The sequence below is a fragment of the Klebsiella sp. TF21-TM genome, assembly GCF_019753495.1.
In the GTDB taxonomy this organism is placed as follows: domain Bacteria; phylum Pseudomonadota; class Gammaproteobacteria; order Enterobacterales; family Enterobacteriaceae; genus Klebsiella; species Klebsiella quasipneumoniae.
This window is the reverse complement of the sequence record NZ_JAIJYL010000002.1, coordinates 110,105-126,568: the sequence shown is the minus strand read 5'-3', so window position 1 is coordinate 126,568 and position 16,464 is coordinate 110,105. Positions and strand designations below refer to the sequence as shown.

Sequence of the window (16,464 nt, the reverse complement as noted above, 5' to 3'; positions counted from 1 at the left end):
CTGGCTCATGCTGCGGGCCCGGCAGCGAACCGCACAGATTGTCAGTTGACCTGGCTGCGAGTCAGGACTAAGCCTGGAGGAGTTTTATCACATCGAGTCGTTTTACCAACCGGAGAATATCCATGAGTAAACTTGGGATTAATGGATTTGGTCGTATCGGACGTCTGGTGTTACGCCGTTTATTAGAAGTCGACAGCAGCCTCGAGGTGGTGGCTATCAACGACCTCACCTCGCCAAAAGTACTGGCCTACCTGCTAAAGCATGATTCAAACTACGGCCCCTTCCCGTGGAGCGTCGACTTCACGGAAGATGCGCTGATCGTCAACGGTAAGACCATCACCGTGTATGCCGAAAAAGAGGCGCAGCATATTCCGTGGCAGGCGGCGGGCGCGGAAGTGATTGTGGAGTGTACCGGGTTCTACACCTCGGCAGAGAAATCGCAGGCCCATCTCCAGGCCGGCGCGCGCAAGGTGCTGATTTCCGCCCCCGCCGGCGAGATGAAAACCATCGTCTATAACGTCAACGATGACACCCTGACGCCGGATGACACCATCATCTCCGTCGCCTCCTGCACCACCAACTGCCTGGCGCCGATGGCCAAAGTCCTGCAGGATGCCTTCGGCATCACCGTAGGCACCATGACCACTATCCACGCCTATACCGGCACCCAGTCGCTGGTGGACGGGCCGCGCGGTAAAGATCTGCGCGCCTCCAGGGCGGCGGCGGAAAACGTCATCCCGCACACTACCGGCGCGGCCAAGGCTATCGGCCTGGTGATCCCCGCCCTGAGCGGGAAGCTGAAAGGCCATGCCCAGCGCGTACCGACCAAAACCGGCTCAGTGACGGAGCTGGTGTCGGTGCTGGAGAAAAAGGTGACTGCGGATGAGGTCAATCAGGCGATGAAGCAGGCAGCAGAGGGCAATGAATCCTTTGGCTACACCGAAGAAGAGATTGTCTCTTCCGATATCATCGGCAGCCATTTCGGTTCAATCTACGATGCCACCCAGCTGGAGATTGTGGAGGCCGGCGGCGTACAGCTGGTGAAAACCGTCGCCTGGTACGATAACGAATACGGCTTTGTCACCCAGCTGATCCGCGTGCTGGAGAAATTTGCCCGCTAAGTGAACGGCGGACAGCCTGCGCTGCCCGCCGATTCTGCATTGAGCGCCTCAGGCCTGCAGATAGACCACCTGAGTCTGCAGGTACTCATTCAGGCCATGGCGGCCATCTGCGCCGCCGATCCCCGATTTACGCCAGCCGGCGTGGAATCCCTGCATCGCCTCAAAGTTCTCGCGGTTGATATAGGTTTCGCCGAATTTCAGCCCCTTAATCGCCTTCATCGCCACATTAAGATCGCGGGTGTAGATCGAAGAGGTCAGGCCATAATCGCTGTCATTGGCCATCGCCAGCGCTTCATCGAGCGTCGAAAACGCCACCACCGGCAGCACCGGCCCGAAGGTTTCCTCATGGATAATATCCATCTCCTGACGCACATCCAGCAGCAGGGTCGGCGGATAAAAATAGCCTTTCCCCTCCTGCGGCTGACCGCCCAGCGCGACCCGCGCCCCCTGCGCCACCGCCTTTGCCACTTTGCGCGCCACCTGATCCCGCGCGGCGGCGTTAATCAGCGGCCCCATGGCGATGTCATCCCGCGCCGCCGGGTCGCCAAACTGCACAGCCTTCATCGCCTCGCCGAGGCGGTTGACGAAGCGATCGTAAATCCCCTGCTGAACATAGACCCGCTCGACGCAGTTGCACACCTGCCCGGTGTTGATCACCCGCGAGTCCACCACCGCCTTCACCGCCAGCTCCAGATCCGCATCGTCCATGACGATGGCCGGCGCTTTGCCGCCGAGCTCGAGGCACACTTTGGTGATATTTTTTGCCGCGGCGGCCATGATTTTCTCCCCCGCCGCTACGCTGCCCGTCATGCTGACCATCGCCACCTTCGGATTGCCGGCCAGCTCCTGGCCGACGGTTTCCCCACGGCCGAGCACCAGGTTAAAGACCCCTTTCGGCAGCCCAACCTGGTGGACGATCTCGGCGAAAGCGATGGCGTTGTTGGGCGTGAATTCGCTGGGCTTAATGACGATAGTGTTGCCGGTGATCAGCGCCGGCGCCAGCTTGCGGGCGATAAGAAAGAACGGGAAGTTCCACGGCAGGATCCCGGTGGTCACCCCCAGCGCGCGTTTGAAGACGAGAATATTCTCCCCGGGACGGTCGCTCTGCACGATCTCCCCTTCATACCGCCGCGCCCATTCGGCCATGTAGTCGAGATAGTCGGCGGTAAACGCAACCTCCACCGCCGCCAGCTGCTGGATCTTGCCCCCTTCAGCGACGATCAGCCCGGCGATGTCGTCGGCACGCTGACGAATGCCAGCGGCAATTTTGCGCAGCCAGCCCGCGCGCTCAATGGCCGGCAGCGCCTCCCAGGCCGGCTGGGCGCGCTCTGCGGCGTCAATCGCCAGTCGCGCCTCTTCCGCGGTCCCGTCCGGGATCCGCGACAGCAGCGCTTCAGTCGCCGGGTTAAGCACGTCGATCCAGCCGTCGCCGCGACCGGTAACGAACTGGCCATCAATATACATTGGGTGTTGAACGGGTGCTGTCATGGCTGCTCCTGTGGTGCATTTGTATTTAACAGGTGATTTTTTTGTTAAATATCGGGCGGATAAGCCGTGGATTTGCAGCACGTTGGCGCATTTCTGTGAGCTGATTCATAAAACCGGGCCTAAAATGCCCGGTTGAGGTTACATTTCAATAACACAAATTGCCCGTTTGCGATAAATCTGCCGCAAACGGGCATTTTTCAGCCGAGGAGGCGGGCCTGCAGCGCCCCGGCAAGCCGGTCATCCTCCCGCAGCTGTCGCCAGGCGTCGAGGATCGCCGGCGGGAAGGTCACGTGGCTGATAAAGTCTTTCCCCCGCGGACCGTACCCTTCAGGGGAATCCTGCAGGCGCGGCAGCTCGCCCAGCAGCAGCGCGAGGTAGCGGGTCACCGGCCACAGCCCCGCCCCGCCGCCCGCGAACCCCAGCTGGCCGTCGGTCTGCTCCAGCACCGGCGAGCAGCCGGGAAAGCTCAGCCACTGCGGCGGCGTCGTCGCCCCCTGCCAGACGCGGGCGAAGGTGGCCATCGTCCGCCGCTGCATGGTGGGGTCCTGAATGACGATCCCGCGACGATGGGGGATCCCCCGGCTCTCCAGCATTGTGCGGGTAAAGCGCGCGTTTTCCCCGCAGTTGGTCGACCGATCCTCCACCACCAGCCGCGGGCGAGGAATGTGCCAGAAGTCATGCGCAATATCCGCCAGAATATGCGCCTCCGGGCGGCCCTCCACCGCGAGCGAACGGTAGCGGGGATCCTCGCGCACCGCCTCATACAGAAAACCGGTGGAGTGTCCTATGCCGCCGCTGATCAGCAGCGGAACCTCCTGCTCCTTCGCCAGCCGGCAGGCGGCGTCGATGGTGGGGATCACGGCATTGCCAGCCAGCACCACCACATCCACTGCCGGCGGCGCGGTCAGCGTCGCCAGATCGTTCTGCGCCAGCCAGCCGCCAGTCAGGTTTGCCGCCGCCAGCGTCGTCGCCGACAGCGGGGGAAATTGTTCTGCCATTCTGATCTCCTTAATCACCTCTCAGCCGCGCAGAGAGGATAGTCCGGCCATCATAAACGCCGCCTGCCGGGGCGCAAAGCGACGTCGATTTGTAACCATTTTGAAATAACAAGAAACATCTAAAAACACACAGGTTGCACCTGAATAACTGACCATGAAAATAACAAAAAACAGCAAAAACAGGTGGAAAATAAAAATTTACCTCGCGGTTACACCAGACAAAAGCGCGTTTTCTCGCCCGCGTTGCCGAGGGATAACTTGCCAATTGTAACCATCAACTCTAAGTTGCTTAACAATTAAACAACCTTTTCACATCAGGTTGCACCCTGCACGCACAGAGTGACACCTGACCTTTTACCGTGGCGGGAGAACGTTTCGTAATGAGCAATCCAGAAAGCAACACTGCATCCATTCTGCAGAAAAACAAGAAGGTCCTGATCGCGAGCCTGACCGGCAGCGCCATCGAATGGTTTGATTATTTTCTCTATGGCACCGCCGCCGCGCTGGTGTTTAACAAAATCTTCTTTCCGATGGTCGACCCGGTCATCGGCCTGATCCTCTCCTGGCTCTCCTTTTCGCTCACCTTTTTTATCCGCCCCATCGGCGGGGTCATTTTCGCCCACATCGGCGATCGCATCGGTCGCAAGAAGACGCTGGTGCTGACCCTGTCGCTGATGGGCAGCGCCACGGTGGCCATTGGCCTGCTGCCCACCTACGAAATGGTGGGCCTGTGGGCGCCCGCCCTGCTGATTACCCTGCGCATTATTCAGGGCATGGGTATCGGCGGCGAATGGGGCGGCGCGCTGCTGCTGGCCTACGAATACGCCCCGGAAAAGCGGAAAGGCTTTTTCGGCAGTATTCCTCAGGCCGGCGTGACCATCGGCATGCTGATGGCGACCTTTATCGTCTCGCTGATGACCCTGTTCGATGAGGCGCAGTTTCTTGCCTGGGGCTGGCGCATTCCGTTCCTGCTCAGCTCCGTCCTCGTTTTCCTCGGCCTGTGGATCCGCAAAGATATCGACGAAACGCCCGCCTTTAAGCAGGTGAAACAGTCTGGCCAGGTGGCGAAGGCTCCGCTGCGCGTGACGCTCAAACACCACTGGCGGGAGGTGCTGATCGCCGCGGGTCTGAAAGTGGTGGAGACCGCCCCCTTCTATATCTTCTCTACCTTTGTGGTCAGCTACGCCACTACCACCCTGAGCTATCAGAAGTCGCAGGCGCTGGAATCCGTCACCCTCGGCGCGCTGGTGGCCACCGTGATGATCCCGCTGATGGGGCTGCTGTCCGACAAGGTGGGCCGGCAAAAGATGTACACCCTGAGCGTGGTGCTGCTGGGGCTGTTTATCGTTCCGTGGTTCCTGCTGCTCGACACCGGCACCAGCTGGGGCATTATGCTGGCGACGATCGTTGCCTTCGGCATCCTGTGGGCGCCGGTGACCGCGGTGCTGGGTACCCTGTGCTCAGAGATTTTCAGCGCCAATGTGCGCTACACCGGGATCACCCTGGGTTACCAGCTGGGCGCCGCGCTGGCCGGGGGCACCGCACCGCTTATCGCCACCGGTCTGCTGGCGAAATACGATGGTGACTGGCGACCGGTGGCCGTCTACCTGGGCGTTACGGTGGCGATTTCGCTGCTGGCGATATTCTGCGCCAGCCGGATGAAATCCGTCCCAGGCGCGGCGCGCCCCCGGGCGGAAAGCGCCTAACCGCAGCCGGTCCAGGTCGACTATCCTGCCCGGCGGCGCTGCGCTTGCGCGGGCCTACAGGGAGATCGCGCCACGTGGGAAACCGCTCATCCCAGGCTCAGTAAGACAGTAGGCCCGGTAAGGCGCCAGCCGCCACCGGGCAGTAAAGCTGCTGCGAAGCCGACCATCCTGCCCGGCGGCGCTGCGCTTGCGCGGGCCTACGGGGGGATCATACCGCGGGTGAAACTGCACCCTTCCGGGCCCGGTAAGCATCCAGGCCCGGTAAGGCGCCAGCCGCCACCGGGCAGACAAACGAGAACAACGGTTAAGACGACTTGTAGCCGGCCGCCAGGGCCGGCGGGTGTCAGGCGCTCTGATTGTCCAGCTGAAGCTGCCCCTCGCGCCGCTGTTTCAGCTTCCAGAAGGCCCACAGCGCGATAAACCACAGCGGAGAAGCCAGCAGCGCCAGCAGCGTGTCCGGGTCAAAGATCATGATGAAGATGGCGAACGCGAAGAACAGCAGGCTCACCCAGCTCATCGCCACGCCAAAGGGCATCTTAAAGATCGAACCGGCGTGCAGGTCCGGACGCTGACGGCGATAAACCAGATAGGCCATGAGGATCATCCCCCAGCTGAACACCACCATAATCGCCGCCAGGGTCGAGACGATGGTAAACAGGGTCATCACATTCGGCACCAGGAACAGCAGCAGCGTACCGATCAGCATACAGAAGCAGGAAAACAGCAGGCTGCGCACCGGGATGCGGGTGCTGCGCGACAGAATGCGGAACTGCCAGTGCGCATGCTTCTCCACCGACAGGCCGTACAGCATGCGGGTGCTGGAGAAGACCCCGCTGTTGGCCGAGGACATCGCCGAGGTCAGCGCCACGAAGTTAATCACCGCCGCCGCCGCGGGCAGCCCGGCTTTGGCAAACAGCGTCACGAAGGGGCTGGTCTCCGCCGACACTCCCGGCCAGGAGGCGACAGCGATGATCACCACCATCGACAGCAGATAGAAGATGATAATCCGCAGCGGCAGGGCATTGATCGCCTTGGGCAAAATGCGCTGTGGATCGCGGGTCTCCGCCGTCATCGTCCCCAGCAGTTCGATGCCGGTAAAGGAGAAGATCGCTATCTGGAAGCCGGCGAAAAAGCCGGTGATACCGTGAGGCATAAAGGCCGTCGGGTCGGTGAGATGGCTCAGAGAAGCCGTCACGCCGTCCGGAGAGGTCCAGCCGGTGGCAATCATCCAGCCGCCGGTGGCGATCAGGGCGATAATGGTGATCACCTTGATCAGGGCGAACCAGAACTCCGCCTCGCCAAACATTTTCACCGACAGCAGGTTGAGCAGAAACAGGATAGCCAGCATGCTGAGGGCCGGCATCCACGCCGACAGCTCGGGGAACCAGTACTGCATATAGCTCCCGCACACCACCACGTCGGCGATACAGGTCACCACCCAGCTCAGCCAGTAGGTCCAGCCGAGATAAAAGCTGGCCTGCGGTCCGAGATACTCGCCGACAAAGTCGGCAAACGAGCGGTAGTCATGGCGGGTGAGCAGCAGCTCCCCCATCGCCCGCATTACCATATAGGTAAAGAACCCGACCAGCACATAGATAACCAGAATCGAGGTGCCGGCGACGGCGATGTTGCGCCCTGCCCCCATAAACAGCCCGGTGCCGATGGCGCCGCCGAGGGCGATCATCTGGATATGGCGGGCGCCAAGCCCGCGCTTAAGCTGTGACGCGCCTTCACCTCCGGCGGCAGATGGCGCCTGATGTTGATGTTCAGTCATGGTGTTTCCTCAGGCTGGTTGCGGGAGGCGAAGCGCCGCGGCGCGGAGCAGCAGCCCGGCGCGCTGGCCGGTGGCGACCCCGGCATTGGGAAAGAGGATATAGGGGGCCCGGGCCTGCACCACCCACCGTTTCTCTGCCTGGCGGGCGATCTCATACCCTGCCGGGAGCGCGGTGAAGTTCTCGACGTTGGCCGCCAGATTGAGCGTAAATTCCCCTTCGCGCTTGATGATGCTCTCCTCGACCAGGAAGTAATCCACCGGCGCTTTGTCGCGCGGGGGCAGCGGCGCGTCAGAAATCCAGGCCCGGATCGCCGCGTCGGCGGCGGCGAACAGGCTGAGATCGTTGGCGCCGAACGGCATCACTTTTCCCAGCTCAAGGGTGGCGCTTTGCGCGGCGAACTTTTCGCAGGTGAAATGAGTGAAGGTGCCGCCCGCTTCGGTATGGCGCACGATGGCGTCCATCCCGCTGGCCTGCAGCAGCTGGTAGAAGCCGGGCGAAAAATCCTCCGCGTGAGCCGGGAGCAGCGCAAACTGGCGATACAGCGACCCGCGAATGGCGGTATGCATATCGAGATGACTGCGGCTGACCGGCCCCGCCGCGTCGGCGGCGCGATAGAAGGCCTGCACCGCCTGCTCGAGGGCAAAAGCCCGCCGCGACTCATTGCCCGGGGAGACCGCCAGATGGCGACCGCCGAACAGGCGATTGAGGTCGTTGTGCAGATAGCGACGCGCGGCGCGGATCGCCGGCAGGTTACCAAAGACGATCAGCAGCGCCTGGGTGAGCGGCTGCCGCCCCTGGCTCAGATCGTGGGTAAGCTGCAGCAGCAGCTCGGTCGGCGCGGTCTCATTGCCATGAACGCCAGCGGAGAGGATCGTCGCCTGACGCCACGGCGTGGACGGCAGCAGCTGCAGGATGCCCTCGCCCAGCCAGCGGGCCTCGATGTCCGCCGGAAAGGTCCACTCCTGCAGGCGGCAGTGCAGTAAATCGTTAACCAGATGCTCCATCTGCCGCTCCTTAACGCTGAAAATCATAGACAGGGCCCAGACGCAGGATCTGCGTCAGCTCATCCAGCGCCTGATAAACCTCGCGCAGCAGCTGCGGGTCCGCCAGATCGCGGGCGTGCAGCCGGTCACGGTAGTGTTTTTCCACCCACGCCGTCAGCTGCTGGTAACGCTCGTCGTTCATCAGGCTGTGGGCGTTGACCGCGTCGCGCTCCGCCTCGTTGAGCACCACCCGCAGCCGCAGGCAGGCCGGGCCGCCGCCGTTGCGCATGCTTTCCCGCAGGTCAAAAACCGCCACTTCATCGATCGGCGAGGCGCTGTCAGCCGCCAGGTCGCCCAGGTAGCGCCAGACGTTTTCCCGCTGCCGGCACTCCTCTGGCACCACGATCAGCATCTTGCCGTCGGGTTTGCTCAGCAGTTGGCTGTTGAACAGATAGGAGGCCACGGCGTCATCGAGCGACACCCGCTCGTCCGGCACTTCCACGCTGGTAAACGGGATATCGAGACGGTCGCTTTTTGCCCGCAGCGTCGCCAATACTGTCGACTGATCGACAAACGCCTGCTGATGGTGGAACAGCACATGGCGATTGCTGACCGCGATAACGTCGTTATGAAACACGCCGCGATCGATAGCCTGCGGCGCCTGCTGGGCAAACACCGTATAGCGCGGATCCAGCTGGTGCAGACGGGCCACCGCTTCGCTGGCCTCCAGGGTCTGCCGCGCCGGATACTTCACCGGGGCGATGCCGCCGCTGGCGCGTCGACCGTAGACAAACAGCTGCACGCCCTGTCGATCGTACTCCCGGCAGAAGCGGTTATGGTTGGCCGCCCCTTCGTCGCCGAGGTCGCCATGCTGCGGCAGCGCCGCGTGGTGGGCGAAGAAGCGCGGATCGGCGAAGGTGGCGCGCAGGATCGCCGAGGTGGTGGGCGCCTCCTGCATGCGGTGCAGCTTATTGTTCAGGTTGGCGACAGTGAAATGGACTTTGCCATCGGCGCTGTCCGCCGACGGCGAAACGGTCGCCGCGTTGGCGGTCCACATCGACGAGGCGGAGCTGAAGGCGGAGAGCAGCTGCGGCGCCGCCTGGGCCGCCTGGCGGATGACCTGCTCATCGCTGCCCTCGAATCCCAGGTCGCGCAGCAGGCGCAGGTTCGGCCGCGGCTGCGGCGGCAGGATCCCCTGCACGAATCCGCGATCGGCCAGGGCTTTCATTTTATACAGCCCCTGCAGCGCGGCCTTTTTCGGGTTAGAGAGACCATCGCGGTTATTTTGCGAGGCTTCATTGCCGACGGAGAGTCCGGCGTAGTGGTGCGTCGGGCCGACCAGGCCATCAAAGTTAGCTTCAAAACCAGACATATGTCCTCACAGGATCCGTTATCAGAATGGCAGGCCCGGCGATACGTTCGCCGGAAGCGTCAGCGTGTCGCTGACCAGAGAGGCCATCGGCCAGGCACAGTAATCGGCGGCGTACCACGCTGCCGCCCGGTGGTTGCCGGAGGCGCCCACCCCGCCAAACGGCGCTTTACTGGAAGCGCCGGTCAGCGGCTTGTTCCAGTTGACGATCCCGGCTCGCGCCTCGTCCGCCAGCTGGTCAAACTGCGCCGCATCGCGGGAGATCAGCCCCACGGCCAGGCCATAGCGGGTCTGGTTGGCGAGGCGAATCGCCTCCGGGAAGTCGTCGTAACGGATAACCGTCAGCAGCGGACCAAAGTACTCTTCATCCGGCACCTCGATACCGGTGACGTCGACGATCCCCGGGGTCAGCACCGTGGAGTGCGGGTCGGGCTGGCGCATACGCAGCAGCACCTTGCCGCCGAGCGCCTCCAGTTTCTGCTGCGCCGCCAGCATGTTCTGCGCCGCCTCAAGGGAAATCACCCCGCCCATAAACGGCGCCGGCTGGTCATCCCATTTCCCGGCGCGGATCTGCGCGCTGGCCTCCACCAGTCGCCGCAGCAGCGCATCCCCCTGCTCGCCGCGCTGAACGATCAGCCGGCGCGCGCAGGTGCAGCGCTGTCCGGCGGAGATAAACGCCGACTGGATAATCACATGCAGCGCCGCATCGACATCGGCCACGTCGGCCACGATCAGCGCGTTGTTGCCGCCCATCTCGAGGGCCAGCATCTTCTCCGGCTGACCGCCGAAGTAGCGATGGAAGTGGAAACCCGCCGCCGCGCTGCCGGTGAACAGCACGCCGTCGATATCGCGGTTTTCCAGCAGCGCCTGGCCGGTGGCTTTCCCGCCCTGCAGCAGGTTAATCACCCCGTCGGGGACGCCCGCCTGCTGCCACAGCTGGACCGTCAGTTCCGCAGTGGCCGGCGTCAGCTCGCTGGGTTTAAACACCACGGTGTTACCGGCGATCAGCGCCGGAATGATATGCCCGTTGGGCAGATGGCCCGGGAAGTTGTAGGGACCGAAGACCGCCATCACGCCGTGCGGCTTGTGGCGCAGCTGCGCTTTACCGTCCGGCAGGGTCGACTCGTGAAAGCCTGTCCGCTGGTGATAGGCCTCGACGGAGATGGCGGCTTTGCCGATCATCGCCTGCACTTCGGTGCGGGTCTCCCACAGCGGCTTGCTGGTCTCCCGGGAAATCAGGGTCGCCAGCGCCTCTTTGTGCGTCTCCAGCAGCGCGGCGAAACGCTGGACGACGTCAATACGCTCGGCCAGCGGGCGGTGCGACCAGGGATAAAACGCCGCCCGCGCCGCGGCGCAGGCCGCCTGGACGTCGTCGGCCCCCGCGCTGGCCGCCTGCCACAGCAGAGATTGATCCTCCGGGGCCAGTTTACTCATCGTAGCGCCGCTGCCCGGCTGCCACTGCCCGGCTATGAACTGTGCTTTTACCGCCATGATCTGTTTTCCTCTGGGTTCAGGGTTACCGTGTAAACGCGGTCGGTTTCAGTGACCTGCAGCGCATCCAGCGCGGCGGCGTCCAGTGAGACCTGCTCTTCGTGGGCCACCAGCAGCGCCCGAAAATTGTCGAACTGACCGTTGGCGACCAGCGTCGGCGCCGACAGCGTGCCCGTCAGCTGCTGAGCCGGCAGGCACTGGCAGTCGCGCACGGCGCGGATCTGATCGGTCTCCGCCTCCAGCACCGGACCGGCATCGAAAATATCCACCGAGCCGCGCCAGCTGAACCCCTCTTTCTCGAGGATCGCCCGCGCCGGGGCGGTGTTGGGATGCACCTGACCGATGACCTGACGGGCATTCTCCGGCAGCAGCGAGATATAGATCGGGTACGCCGGCATCAGCTCGGCAATAAAGGTTTTCATGCCGGTGCCGGTCAGCCGGTCGGCATCGGCGAACGGGATCTCGAAGAAGTGATGGCCCAGCGCATCCCAGAACGGCGATTGCCCTTGCTCATCGCTGCAGCCGCGCAGTTCGGCAAACAGGTGCGGCGAAAACCACTCGCGGAAGGCGGCGATAAACAAAAACCGCGCCTTGGAGAGCAGCAGACCGTTGCGGTTGCGCTGATACCCGGGGTCGAGAAACAGCGTACACAGCTCGCTGTGACCGGTGTGGTCATAGCTCAGATTGAGCAGCTCCTGAGGCTTATAGACTCCCAGCGCTTTCGAGGCGCGAACCGTTTTCTGAATGCGAAAATTGTAAAAGGGCTCGTCCAGGCCCACCGCCACCTCAATGGCGCTGACCCCCACTACCCGCTCCAGCGCGGTGTCTTCCAGCACAAACAGAAAGCCTTGCTGGCCGCGCGGCAGCGCGCCGGCGAAGGTGTCAATGCTGCGGCGTATCCGGGCGGCCAGGCGCCCGGCATCATGGGGTAAAGAGGTCATGCCGACCCCCGCCCGCGCGGCAAGGCGGACGATGTCGTCAAGATCGTTTTCCCTTACGGGACGAAATAGCATCACAGGCCGTCCTCCCGGTTAGCGGGTTAAGCGGGCAACGGCGCGATCAAGGCGCACGAAGGCTTGCGCAATATCCGCCAGCGGGATATTGAGCGCCGGCGCGAAGCGCAGCACGTCCGGACCGGCAATCAGGGCGATCACCCCCTCTTCCGCCGCCAGGTTGGTCAGGGTTTTGGCCTTCCCGCGCAGCGGTCCGGCCAGCTCGGCGCCGATCAGCAGACCGGCGCCGCGCACGGCGCTGAACGCATCGTAGCGGGCAGAGAGGGCATTCAGCTGGTCGACGATCAGCGCATGGCGCTCGCCGACGCCCGCCAGCAGCGGCGCATCCAGATGGGCCAGCACGGCGTTGGCGACGGTCGCCGCCAGCGGGTTACCGCCGAAGGTGGTGCCATGGGTGCCTGGCTGGAAGACCTGCGCCCAGGCCTCTTTCGCCAGCATCGCGCCGATCGGGAAGCCGCCCCCCAGCCCTTTGGCGCTGGTGAGGATGTCCGGGACGACGTTGTAATGCTGGTAGGCGTAGAGATGGCCGGTACGCCCGGCGCCGGTCTGCACCTCATCGAATATCAGGGTGGCGTGATGGCGATCGCAGAGGGCGCGCAGCGCCTGGAGGAACGCCGGGTCCGCCGGGATCACCCCGCCTTCGCCGATAATCGGCTCGACGATCACCGCGCAGGTACGTGAGGAGATCGCCGCGGTGACCGCCTCGATATCGTTATAGGGCAGATGGGTAATGCCCTGCGGCAGCGGCGCATAATCGCTGGAATATTTCGGCTGGCCGCCGACGGAGACGGTGAACAGCGTGCGGCCATGGAAGGCGTGGTTGAAGGCGATGATTTCGCTTTTTTCACCGCCGAACTTATCGTGGGCATATTTCCGCGCCAGCTTAAGGGCCGCCTCGTTCGCTTCAGCGCCGGAGTTGCAGAAGAACACCTTGTCGGCAAAGGTGGACTGCACCAGGGTTTTCGCCAGCTGCAGCACCGGTTCGTTGGTATAGCCATTGCCGATATGCCACAGTTTCGCCAGCTGCCCCTGCAGGGCCTCAGCCAGCGCCGGGTGGGCATGGCCGAGGGCGTTCACTGCGATGCCGCCGGCCATATCGATATACTCTTTCCCCTGCTGGTCCCAGACGCGGGAGCCCGCCGCCCTCACCGGAATAAACGGCGCGGGGGCAAAACAGGGAATCAGGTAAGCGTCAAAATCTTCGCGAGTCATACTGCCTGACATCATTCATCTCCGGAACGTAAGACGACGGAAAACGCTCCCGCCGCGTTGGACAATCGACATTAACCCTGACCCTCGGCTTATTTTGGGCACGAGCGCGCCCGCTGCGATGGTAAAAATATTCACCACAGAAAAGTTAAGCCCTATTCTTTTTACGGGTATTTGTTAATTCATGGTTAACGCCATGTTGTTGTGTGGGCTAATGCTGGCCTGTGAACAATAAGATTGTCAATATGGGGAAACGCAATTTATTCACTTTTTGAAGATCATCAAGATAATGAAAAACATAGAAAAAATATTTTCTTATGCACTTAAGTGAATAAAAAGTGAATTAAAATGCACAGCTTGCGGATGGTTCTCGTGCGTAGTTATTCACTTAAAAAATAAAATTTCTAACAAAAATTTAAAAATCGGAATTGCCGTCAAATACCGCTTTATAAAATTGGTGATACCATTCATTGCACAGAGTTTACTGCTGTAGCTATTCCACGGTTTTACACGACATAAATAACACTGAGAAACAGGACTCTTATGGAAAAGTTATCTTACGCATCTGAAAGTAGTACATCTCCATGGACCACCTACCTGCGCCAGATCGACCGTGTCGCGCCTTATCTCGGCGATCTTGCCTACTGGGTGGAAACCCTGCGCCATCCGAAGCGTGCGCTGATCGTCGACATCCCTGTGCAGATGGACGACGGCACCATTCGCCACTTCGAGGGCTATCGCGTTCAGCACAATCTTTCGCGTGGGCCGGGTAAAGGTGGTGTTCGCTACCATCCGGATGTTGATCTTAACGAAGTCATGGCACTTTCTGCCTGGATGACCATTAAGTGCGCCGCGGTCAATATTCCTTACGGCGGGGCCAAAGGCGGCATCCGCGTCGACCCCTTCTCGCTGTCGGAAGGTGAACTGGAACGCCTGACTCGCCGCTATACCAGCGAAATCGGCATTATCATCGGGCCGCAGAAAGATATTCCGGCGCCGGACGTCGGCACCAACGGCAAAGTGATGGCATGGATGATGGACACCTACTCCATGAACCATGGCACCACCATCACCGGCGTGGTCACCGGCAAGCCGATCCACCTCGGCGGCTCCCTCGGTCGTGAAAAAGCCACCGGACGCGGCGTGTTCGTCACCGGCCGGGAAGTGGCCCGTCGCGCCGGCATCGAAATTGAAGGCGCTAAAGTGGCGCTGCAGGGCTTTGGTAACGTCGGTAGCGAAGCGGCGCGCCTGTTCGCCGGCGTCGGCGCCCGCGTAGTGGTCATTCAGGATCACACCGCCACCCTGTACAACGAAGGCGGGATTGATATGACCGCCCTCACCGCCTGGCAGGCGGAGAAAAAGCAGATCGCCGGTTTCCCGGGCGCCCAGGAGATCGATAAAGAGGCGTTCTGGACCACCCCGATGGACATCCTGATCCCGGCGGCGCTGGAAGGGCAAATCACCCGCGAGCGCGCTGAGAAGCTGAGCTGCAAACTGGTGCTGGAAGGGGCTAACGGCCCAACCTATCCGGAAGCGGACGATGTGCTGGCCGAGCGCGGGGTGATCGTAGTGCCGGACGTTATCTGCAACGCCGGCGGGGTGACCGTCAGCTACTTTGAGTGGGTGCAGGACATGGCCAGCTTCTTCTGGAGCGAAGAGGAGATCAACGCCAAGATGGACCGCATCATGACCGACGCCATTATTCACGTCTGCGATAAAGCGGCCGAGAAAGAATGTACCCTGCGTACCGCCGCCTATATCGTGGCCTGCGAGCGCATCCTGATGGCGCGTAAAGACCGCGGCATCTACCCGGGCTGATCCCCGTCAGGAAGTGAATCAGGGGTGGCATTGCGCCGCCCCTTTTTTTTGCCGTCGCGCCGTCAGCCGCCGGTGGACCACAGCACTGGCCATCCCCGACGCTGCGCCTCCGCCAGCAGCCCCGGAGAGGGATTCACCGCGCAGGGGTGGCCGACCGCGGCGAGCAGCGGCAGATCCGAGATATGATCGCCGAAGGCGTAGCATGCCGCCAGCGGCTGACCCTTTTCCTGCGCATAGCATTGGGCATGCGCCGCCTTGTGTTCGCCGATGGCGGTCCGCCAGAGCTCGCCGGTATAGCGGTCTTCCACCACGACCGGCTCTGAGCACAGGGCATGCTCCACCCCCAGCGCCGCCATCGCCGGCCAGAGAATGTCGGTCATCGACCCGGAGACAAACACCACGTCATCCCCCCGAGCCTGATGCTGCCTGAGGCGCGCCGCCACCTCGCGGTGAAAACCATATCCGCCTTCGCGATACAGGCGCTCGGCGACCGCCCGCACCCGGGGGCGCGACTCGTGGCGAAACAGCGAGTAATAGTAGCGGTTGATCGCCTCCCGCGGCTGACCCGCTTCGCTGAGCGCCTGCAGCTGCCGGACAATCGCCGCGGCCGTCAAACCGCACTGCAGCGGATATTCCGCGGCATAGCGGTGCAGAAACAGGAACATACTTTTGCCGGTAATCAGCGTTTCATCCACATCAAAAAAGGCGATGCTCATCCCCGTCCCCCTGCTCAATACTGACCAGATAATGTTGATGGCACTGCGCCGCCTGCTCGCACTCTTTGCGAGTGATGTAGTTAAGGTCATAGACGCTGAAGCTAAAGCCAACTTCCGCTTTGCGGGTGCCGGTCTGGTCAAACCCCACCGAGCATTCACAGGTGAAGCGGCCATGGGCTGAACTTTTGCGCGACACCACGTTGAGGACGATGGTCACCGGCAGCGGAAAAACAAAGCAGGAAAAGGCCACCTGCAGCGAGCTCAGGGTAAAGTACTTCTCCGCCATCGCCACGCCGGCCTCCGCCAGCAGGAATTTTTCCGTGGTGGCGATGATGGTCTGCCGCGCCGCCTCGATCAGCACCATCCCCTGAATATGTTGCCCGGTCTGGTGGTCGCAGAGCAGCTCCGAGGCATCCTGCAGGATCAGGCGCGCGCAATAGCTATCCTCATCGCGTTTTTCCGGCGAGGTGATGAGGATATTCGCTTTTTTACGTTTATGTACCAGCCGCTGATGATCGCGATTGTTTTGATAATAGAGATCCTGCAGATTGACGATCTGGCGCATTGTGTCCGGATAGTGCTGACGAATAATGCAGATGGTGCGGGAGATGTCGTCGAGCTGTACCCCCTGACCGATAACGATTTTATCGACCCCGGCCAGCTCGCCGCTCCAGACAAACCGCTCAAACTCATTCACCGTCAGCACATTCTCATGCCGCCGGGCAAAATCGGTAAATTTCTCACCCACCACAATTAATTTTTCCATGGCGCTTGTCT

The 16,464-nt window shown here is 61.8% G+C and carries 14 protein-coding genes and 1 pseudogene; 5 read left to right on the top strand and 10 right to left on the bottom strand.

Annotated features, from left to right (window positions below; all coding sequences use genetic code 11):
* The first annotated feature begins 122 nt into the window (after positions 1-122).
* On the top strand, positions 123-1,121 hold the full coding sequence (gene gap, locus K5R89_RS02480) for a type I glyceraldehyde-3-phosphate dehydrogenase (RefSeq protein WP_016160929.1): 999 nt from the start codon (positions 123-125) through the stop codon (positions 1,119-1,121).
* Positions 1,122-1,169: 48 nt separating this feature from the next.
* Here the strand turns inward: gap and aldA are convergent, their stop codons facing one another.
* Entirely contained in the window at positions 1,170-2,609 is a 1,440-nt protein-coding gene (aldA, locus tag K5R89_RS02475) for an aldehyde dehydrogenase (protein WP_023289487.1), read from the bottom strand.
* Here aldA and K5R89_RS02470 point away from each other — a divergent pair.
* The gene (locus tag K5R89_RS02470) at positions 2,608-2,745 is read left to right on the top strand and encodes a hypothetical protein (RefSeq protein WP_181404265.1); all 138 of its coding nucleotides are present in this window, start codon (positions 2,608-2,610) and stop codon (positions 2,743-2,745) included. The two genes, aldA and K5R89_RS02470, sit on opposite strands and share 2 nt — an antisense overlap.
* A gap of 61 nt (positions 2,746-2,806) precedes the next feature.
* Here the strand turns inward: K5R89_RS02470 and K5R89_RS02465 are convergent, their stop codons facing one another.
* On the bottom strand, positions 2,807-3,607 hold the full coding sequence (locus K5R89_RS02465; RefSeq protein ID WP_044522681.1) for a YdcF family protein: 801 nt from the start codon (positions 3,605-3,607) through the stop codon (positions 2,807-2,809).
* Between the two features lie 380 nt (positions 3,608-3,987).
* On the opposite strand from K5R89_RS02465, the gene K5R89_RS02460 reads away from it, so the two are divergent.
* Positions 3,988-5,313 carry an MFS transporter gene (locus K5R89_RS02460; RefSeq protein ID WP_032452678.1) on the top strand — a complete coding sequence of 442 codons (1,326 nt, stop codon included), beginning with the start codon at positions 3,988-3,990 and terminating at the stop codon, positions 5,311-5,313.
* Positions 5,314-5,656: 343 nt separating this feature from the next.
* Here the strand turns inward: K5R89_RS02460 and K5R89_RS02455 are convergent, their stop codons facing one another.
* From K5R89_RS02455 to K5R89_RS02430, 6 genes are read right to left on the bottom strand one after another with little or no spacing between them, the layout of a single operon-like run.
* Entirely contained in the window at positions 5,657-7,087 is a 1,431-nt protein-coding gene (locus K5R89_RS02455) for an amino acid permease (RefSeq protein ID WP_023289484.1), read from the bottom strand.
* A gap of 9 nt (positions 7,088-7,096) precedes the next feature.
* A complete protein-coding gene (gene astE, locus K5R89_RS02450; protein WP_032452676.1) occupies positions 7,097-8,092 on the bottom strand; it encodes a succinylglutamate desuccinylase in 996 nt (331 codons plus the stop codon).
* 10 nt (positions 8,093-8,102) lie between these two features.
* Positions 8,103-9,443 carry an N-succinylarginine dihydrolase gene (gene astB, locus K5R89_RS02445; protein WP_032452675.1) on the bottom strand — a complete coding sequence of 447 codons (1,341 nt, stop codon included), beginning with the start codon at positions 9,441-9,443 and terminating at the stop codon, positions 8,103-8,105.
* Positions 9,444-9,464: 21 nt separating this feature from the next.
* Complete coding sequence (astD, locus tag K5R89_RS02440) at positions 9,465-10,931, bottom strand: succinylglutamate-semialdehyde dehydrogenase (RefSeq protein WP_023289481.1); 1,467 nt, start codon at positions 10,929-10,931, stop codon at positions 9,465-9,467.
* Positions 10,922-11,944: an arginine N-succinyltransferase gene (gene astA / locus K5R89_RS02435; protein WP_023289480.1), complete on the bottom strand. Its 1,023-nt coding sequence runs from the start codon at positions 11,942-11,944 to the stop codon at positions 10,922-10,924. The genes astD and astA overlap by 10 nt, the downstream gene beginning before the upstream one ends.
* Before the next feature lie 18 nt (positions 11,945-11,962).
* Complete coding sequence (locus K5R89_RS02430; RefSeq protein WP_217259193.1) at positions 11,963-13,168, bottom strand: bifunctional succinylornithine transaminase/acetylornithine transaminase; 1,206 nt, start codon at positions 13,166-13,168, stop codon at positions 11,963-11,965.
* A gap of 169 nt (positions 13,169-13,337) precedes the next feature.
* Between K5R89_RS02430 and K5R89_RS02425 the strand changes: the two are divergent.
* Positions 13,338-13,484, top strand: a pseudogene (locus K5R89_RS02425) (hypothetical protein).
* 212 nt (positions 13,485-13,696) lie between these two features.
* Entirely contained in the window at positions 13,697-14,971 is a 1,275-nt protein-coding gene (locus K5R89_RS02420) for a Glu/Leu/Phe/Val dehydrogenase (protein WP_032452671.1), read from the top strand.
* A 62-nt stretch (positions 14,972-15,033) separates the two neighbouring features.
* On the opposite strand, the gene K5R89_RS02415 is transcribed toward K5R89_RS02420, so the two are convergent.
* On the bottom strand, positions 15,034-15,687 hold the full coding sequence (locus K5R89_RS02415; RefSeq protein WP_049013317.1) for an HAD family phosphatase: 654 nt from the start codon (positions 15,685-15,687) through the stop codon (positions 15,034-15,036).
* Positions 15,668-16,453: an AfsA-related hotdog domain-containing protein gene (locus tag K5R89_RS02410; protein ID WP_023289476.1), complete on the bottom strand. Its 786-nt coding sequence runs from the start codon at positions 16,451-16,453 to the stop codon at positions 15,668-15,670. Before K5R89_RS02410 ends, K5R89_RS02415 begins: the two co-directional genes overlap by 20 nt.
* Between the last annotated feature and the right edge of the window lie 11 nt (positions 16,454-16,464).

Excerpts from the sequence above, each read along its gene's own strand:
- gap (WP_016160929.1), top strand. The coding sequence starts at position 123 with ATGAGTAAACTTGGGATTAATGGATTTGGTCGTATCGGACGTCTGGTG.
- K5R89_RS02470 (WP_181404265.1), top strand. The coding sequence starts at position 2,608 with ATGGCTGCTCCTGTGGTGCATTTGTATTTAACAGGTGATTTTTTTGTT.
- aldA (WP_023289487.1), bottom strand. The coding sequence starts at position 2,609 with ATGACAGCACCCGTTCAACACCCAATGTATATTGATGGCCAGTTCGTT.
- K5R89_RS02465 (WP_044522681.1), bottom strand. The coding sequence starts at position 3,607 with ATGGCAGAACAATTTCCCCCGCTGTCGGCGACGACGCTGGCGGCGGCA.
- K5R89_RS02460 (WP_032452678.1), top strand. The coding sequence starts at position 3,988 with ATGAGCAATCCAGAAAGCAACACTGCATCCATTCTGCAGAAAAACAAG.
- K5R89_RS02455 (WP_023289484.1), bottom strand. The coding sequence starts at position 7,087 with ATGACTGAACATCAACATCAGGCGCCATCTGCCGCCGGAGGTGAAGGC.
- astE (WP_032452676.1), bottom strand. The coding sequence starts at position 8,092 with ATGGAGCATCTGGTTAACGATTTACTGCACTGCCGCCTGCAGGAGTGG.
- astB (WP_032452675.1), bottom strand. The coding sequence starts at position 9,443 with ATGTCTGGTTTTGAAGCTAACTTTGATGGCCTGGTCGGCCCGACGCAC.
- astD (WP_023289481.1), bottom strand. The coding sequence starts at position 10,931 with ATGGCGGTAAAAGCACAGTTCATAGCCGGGCAGTGGCAGCCGGGCAGC.
- astA (WP_023289480.1), bottom strand. The coding sequence starts at position 11,944 with ATGCTATTTCGTCCCGTAAGGGAAAACGATCTTGACGACATCGTCCGC.
- K5R89_RS02430 (WP_217259193.1), bottom strand. The coding sequence starts at position 13,168 with ATGTCAGGCAGTATGACTCGCGAAGATTTTGACGCTTACCTGATTCCC.
- K5R89_RS02420 (WP_032452671.1), top strand. The coding sequence starts at position 13,697 with ATGGAAAAGTTATCTTACGCATCTGAAAGTAGTACATCTCCATGGACC.
- K5R89_RS02415 (WP_049013317.1), bottom strand. The coding sequence starts at position 15,687 with ATGAGCATCGCCTTTTTTGATGTGGATGAAACGCTGATTACCGGCAAA.
- K5R89_RS02410 (WP_023289476.1), bottom strand. The coding sequence starts at position 16,453 with ATGGAAAAATTAATTGTGGTGGGTGAGAAATTTACCGATTTTGCCCGG.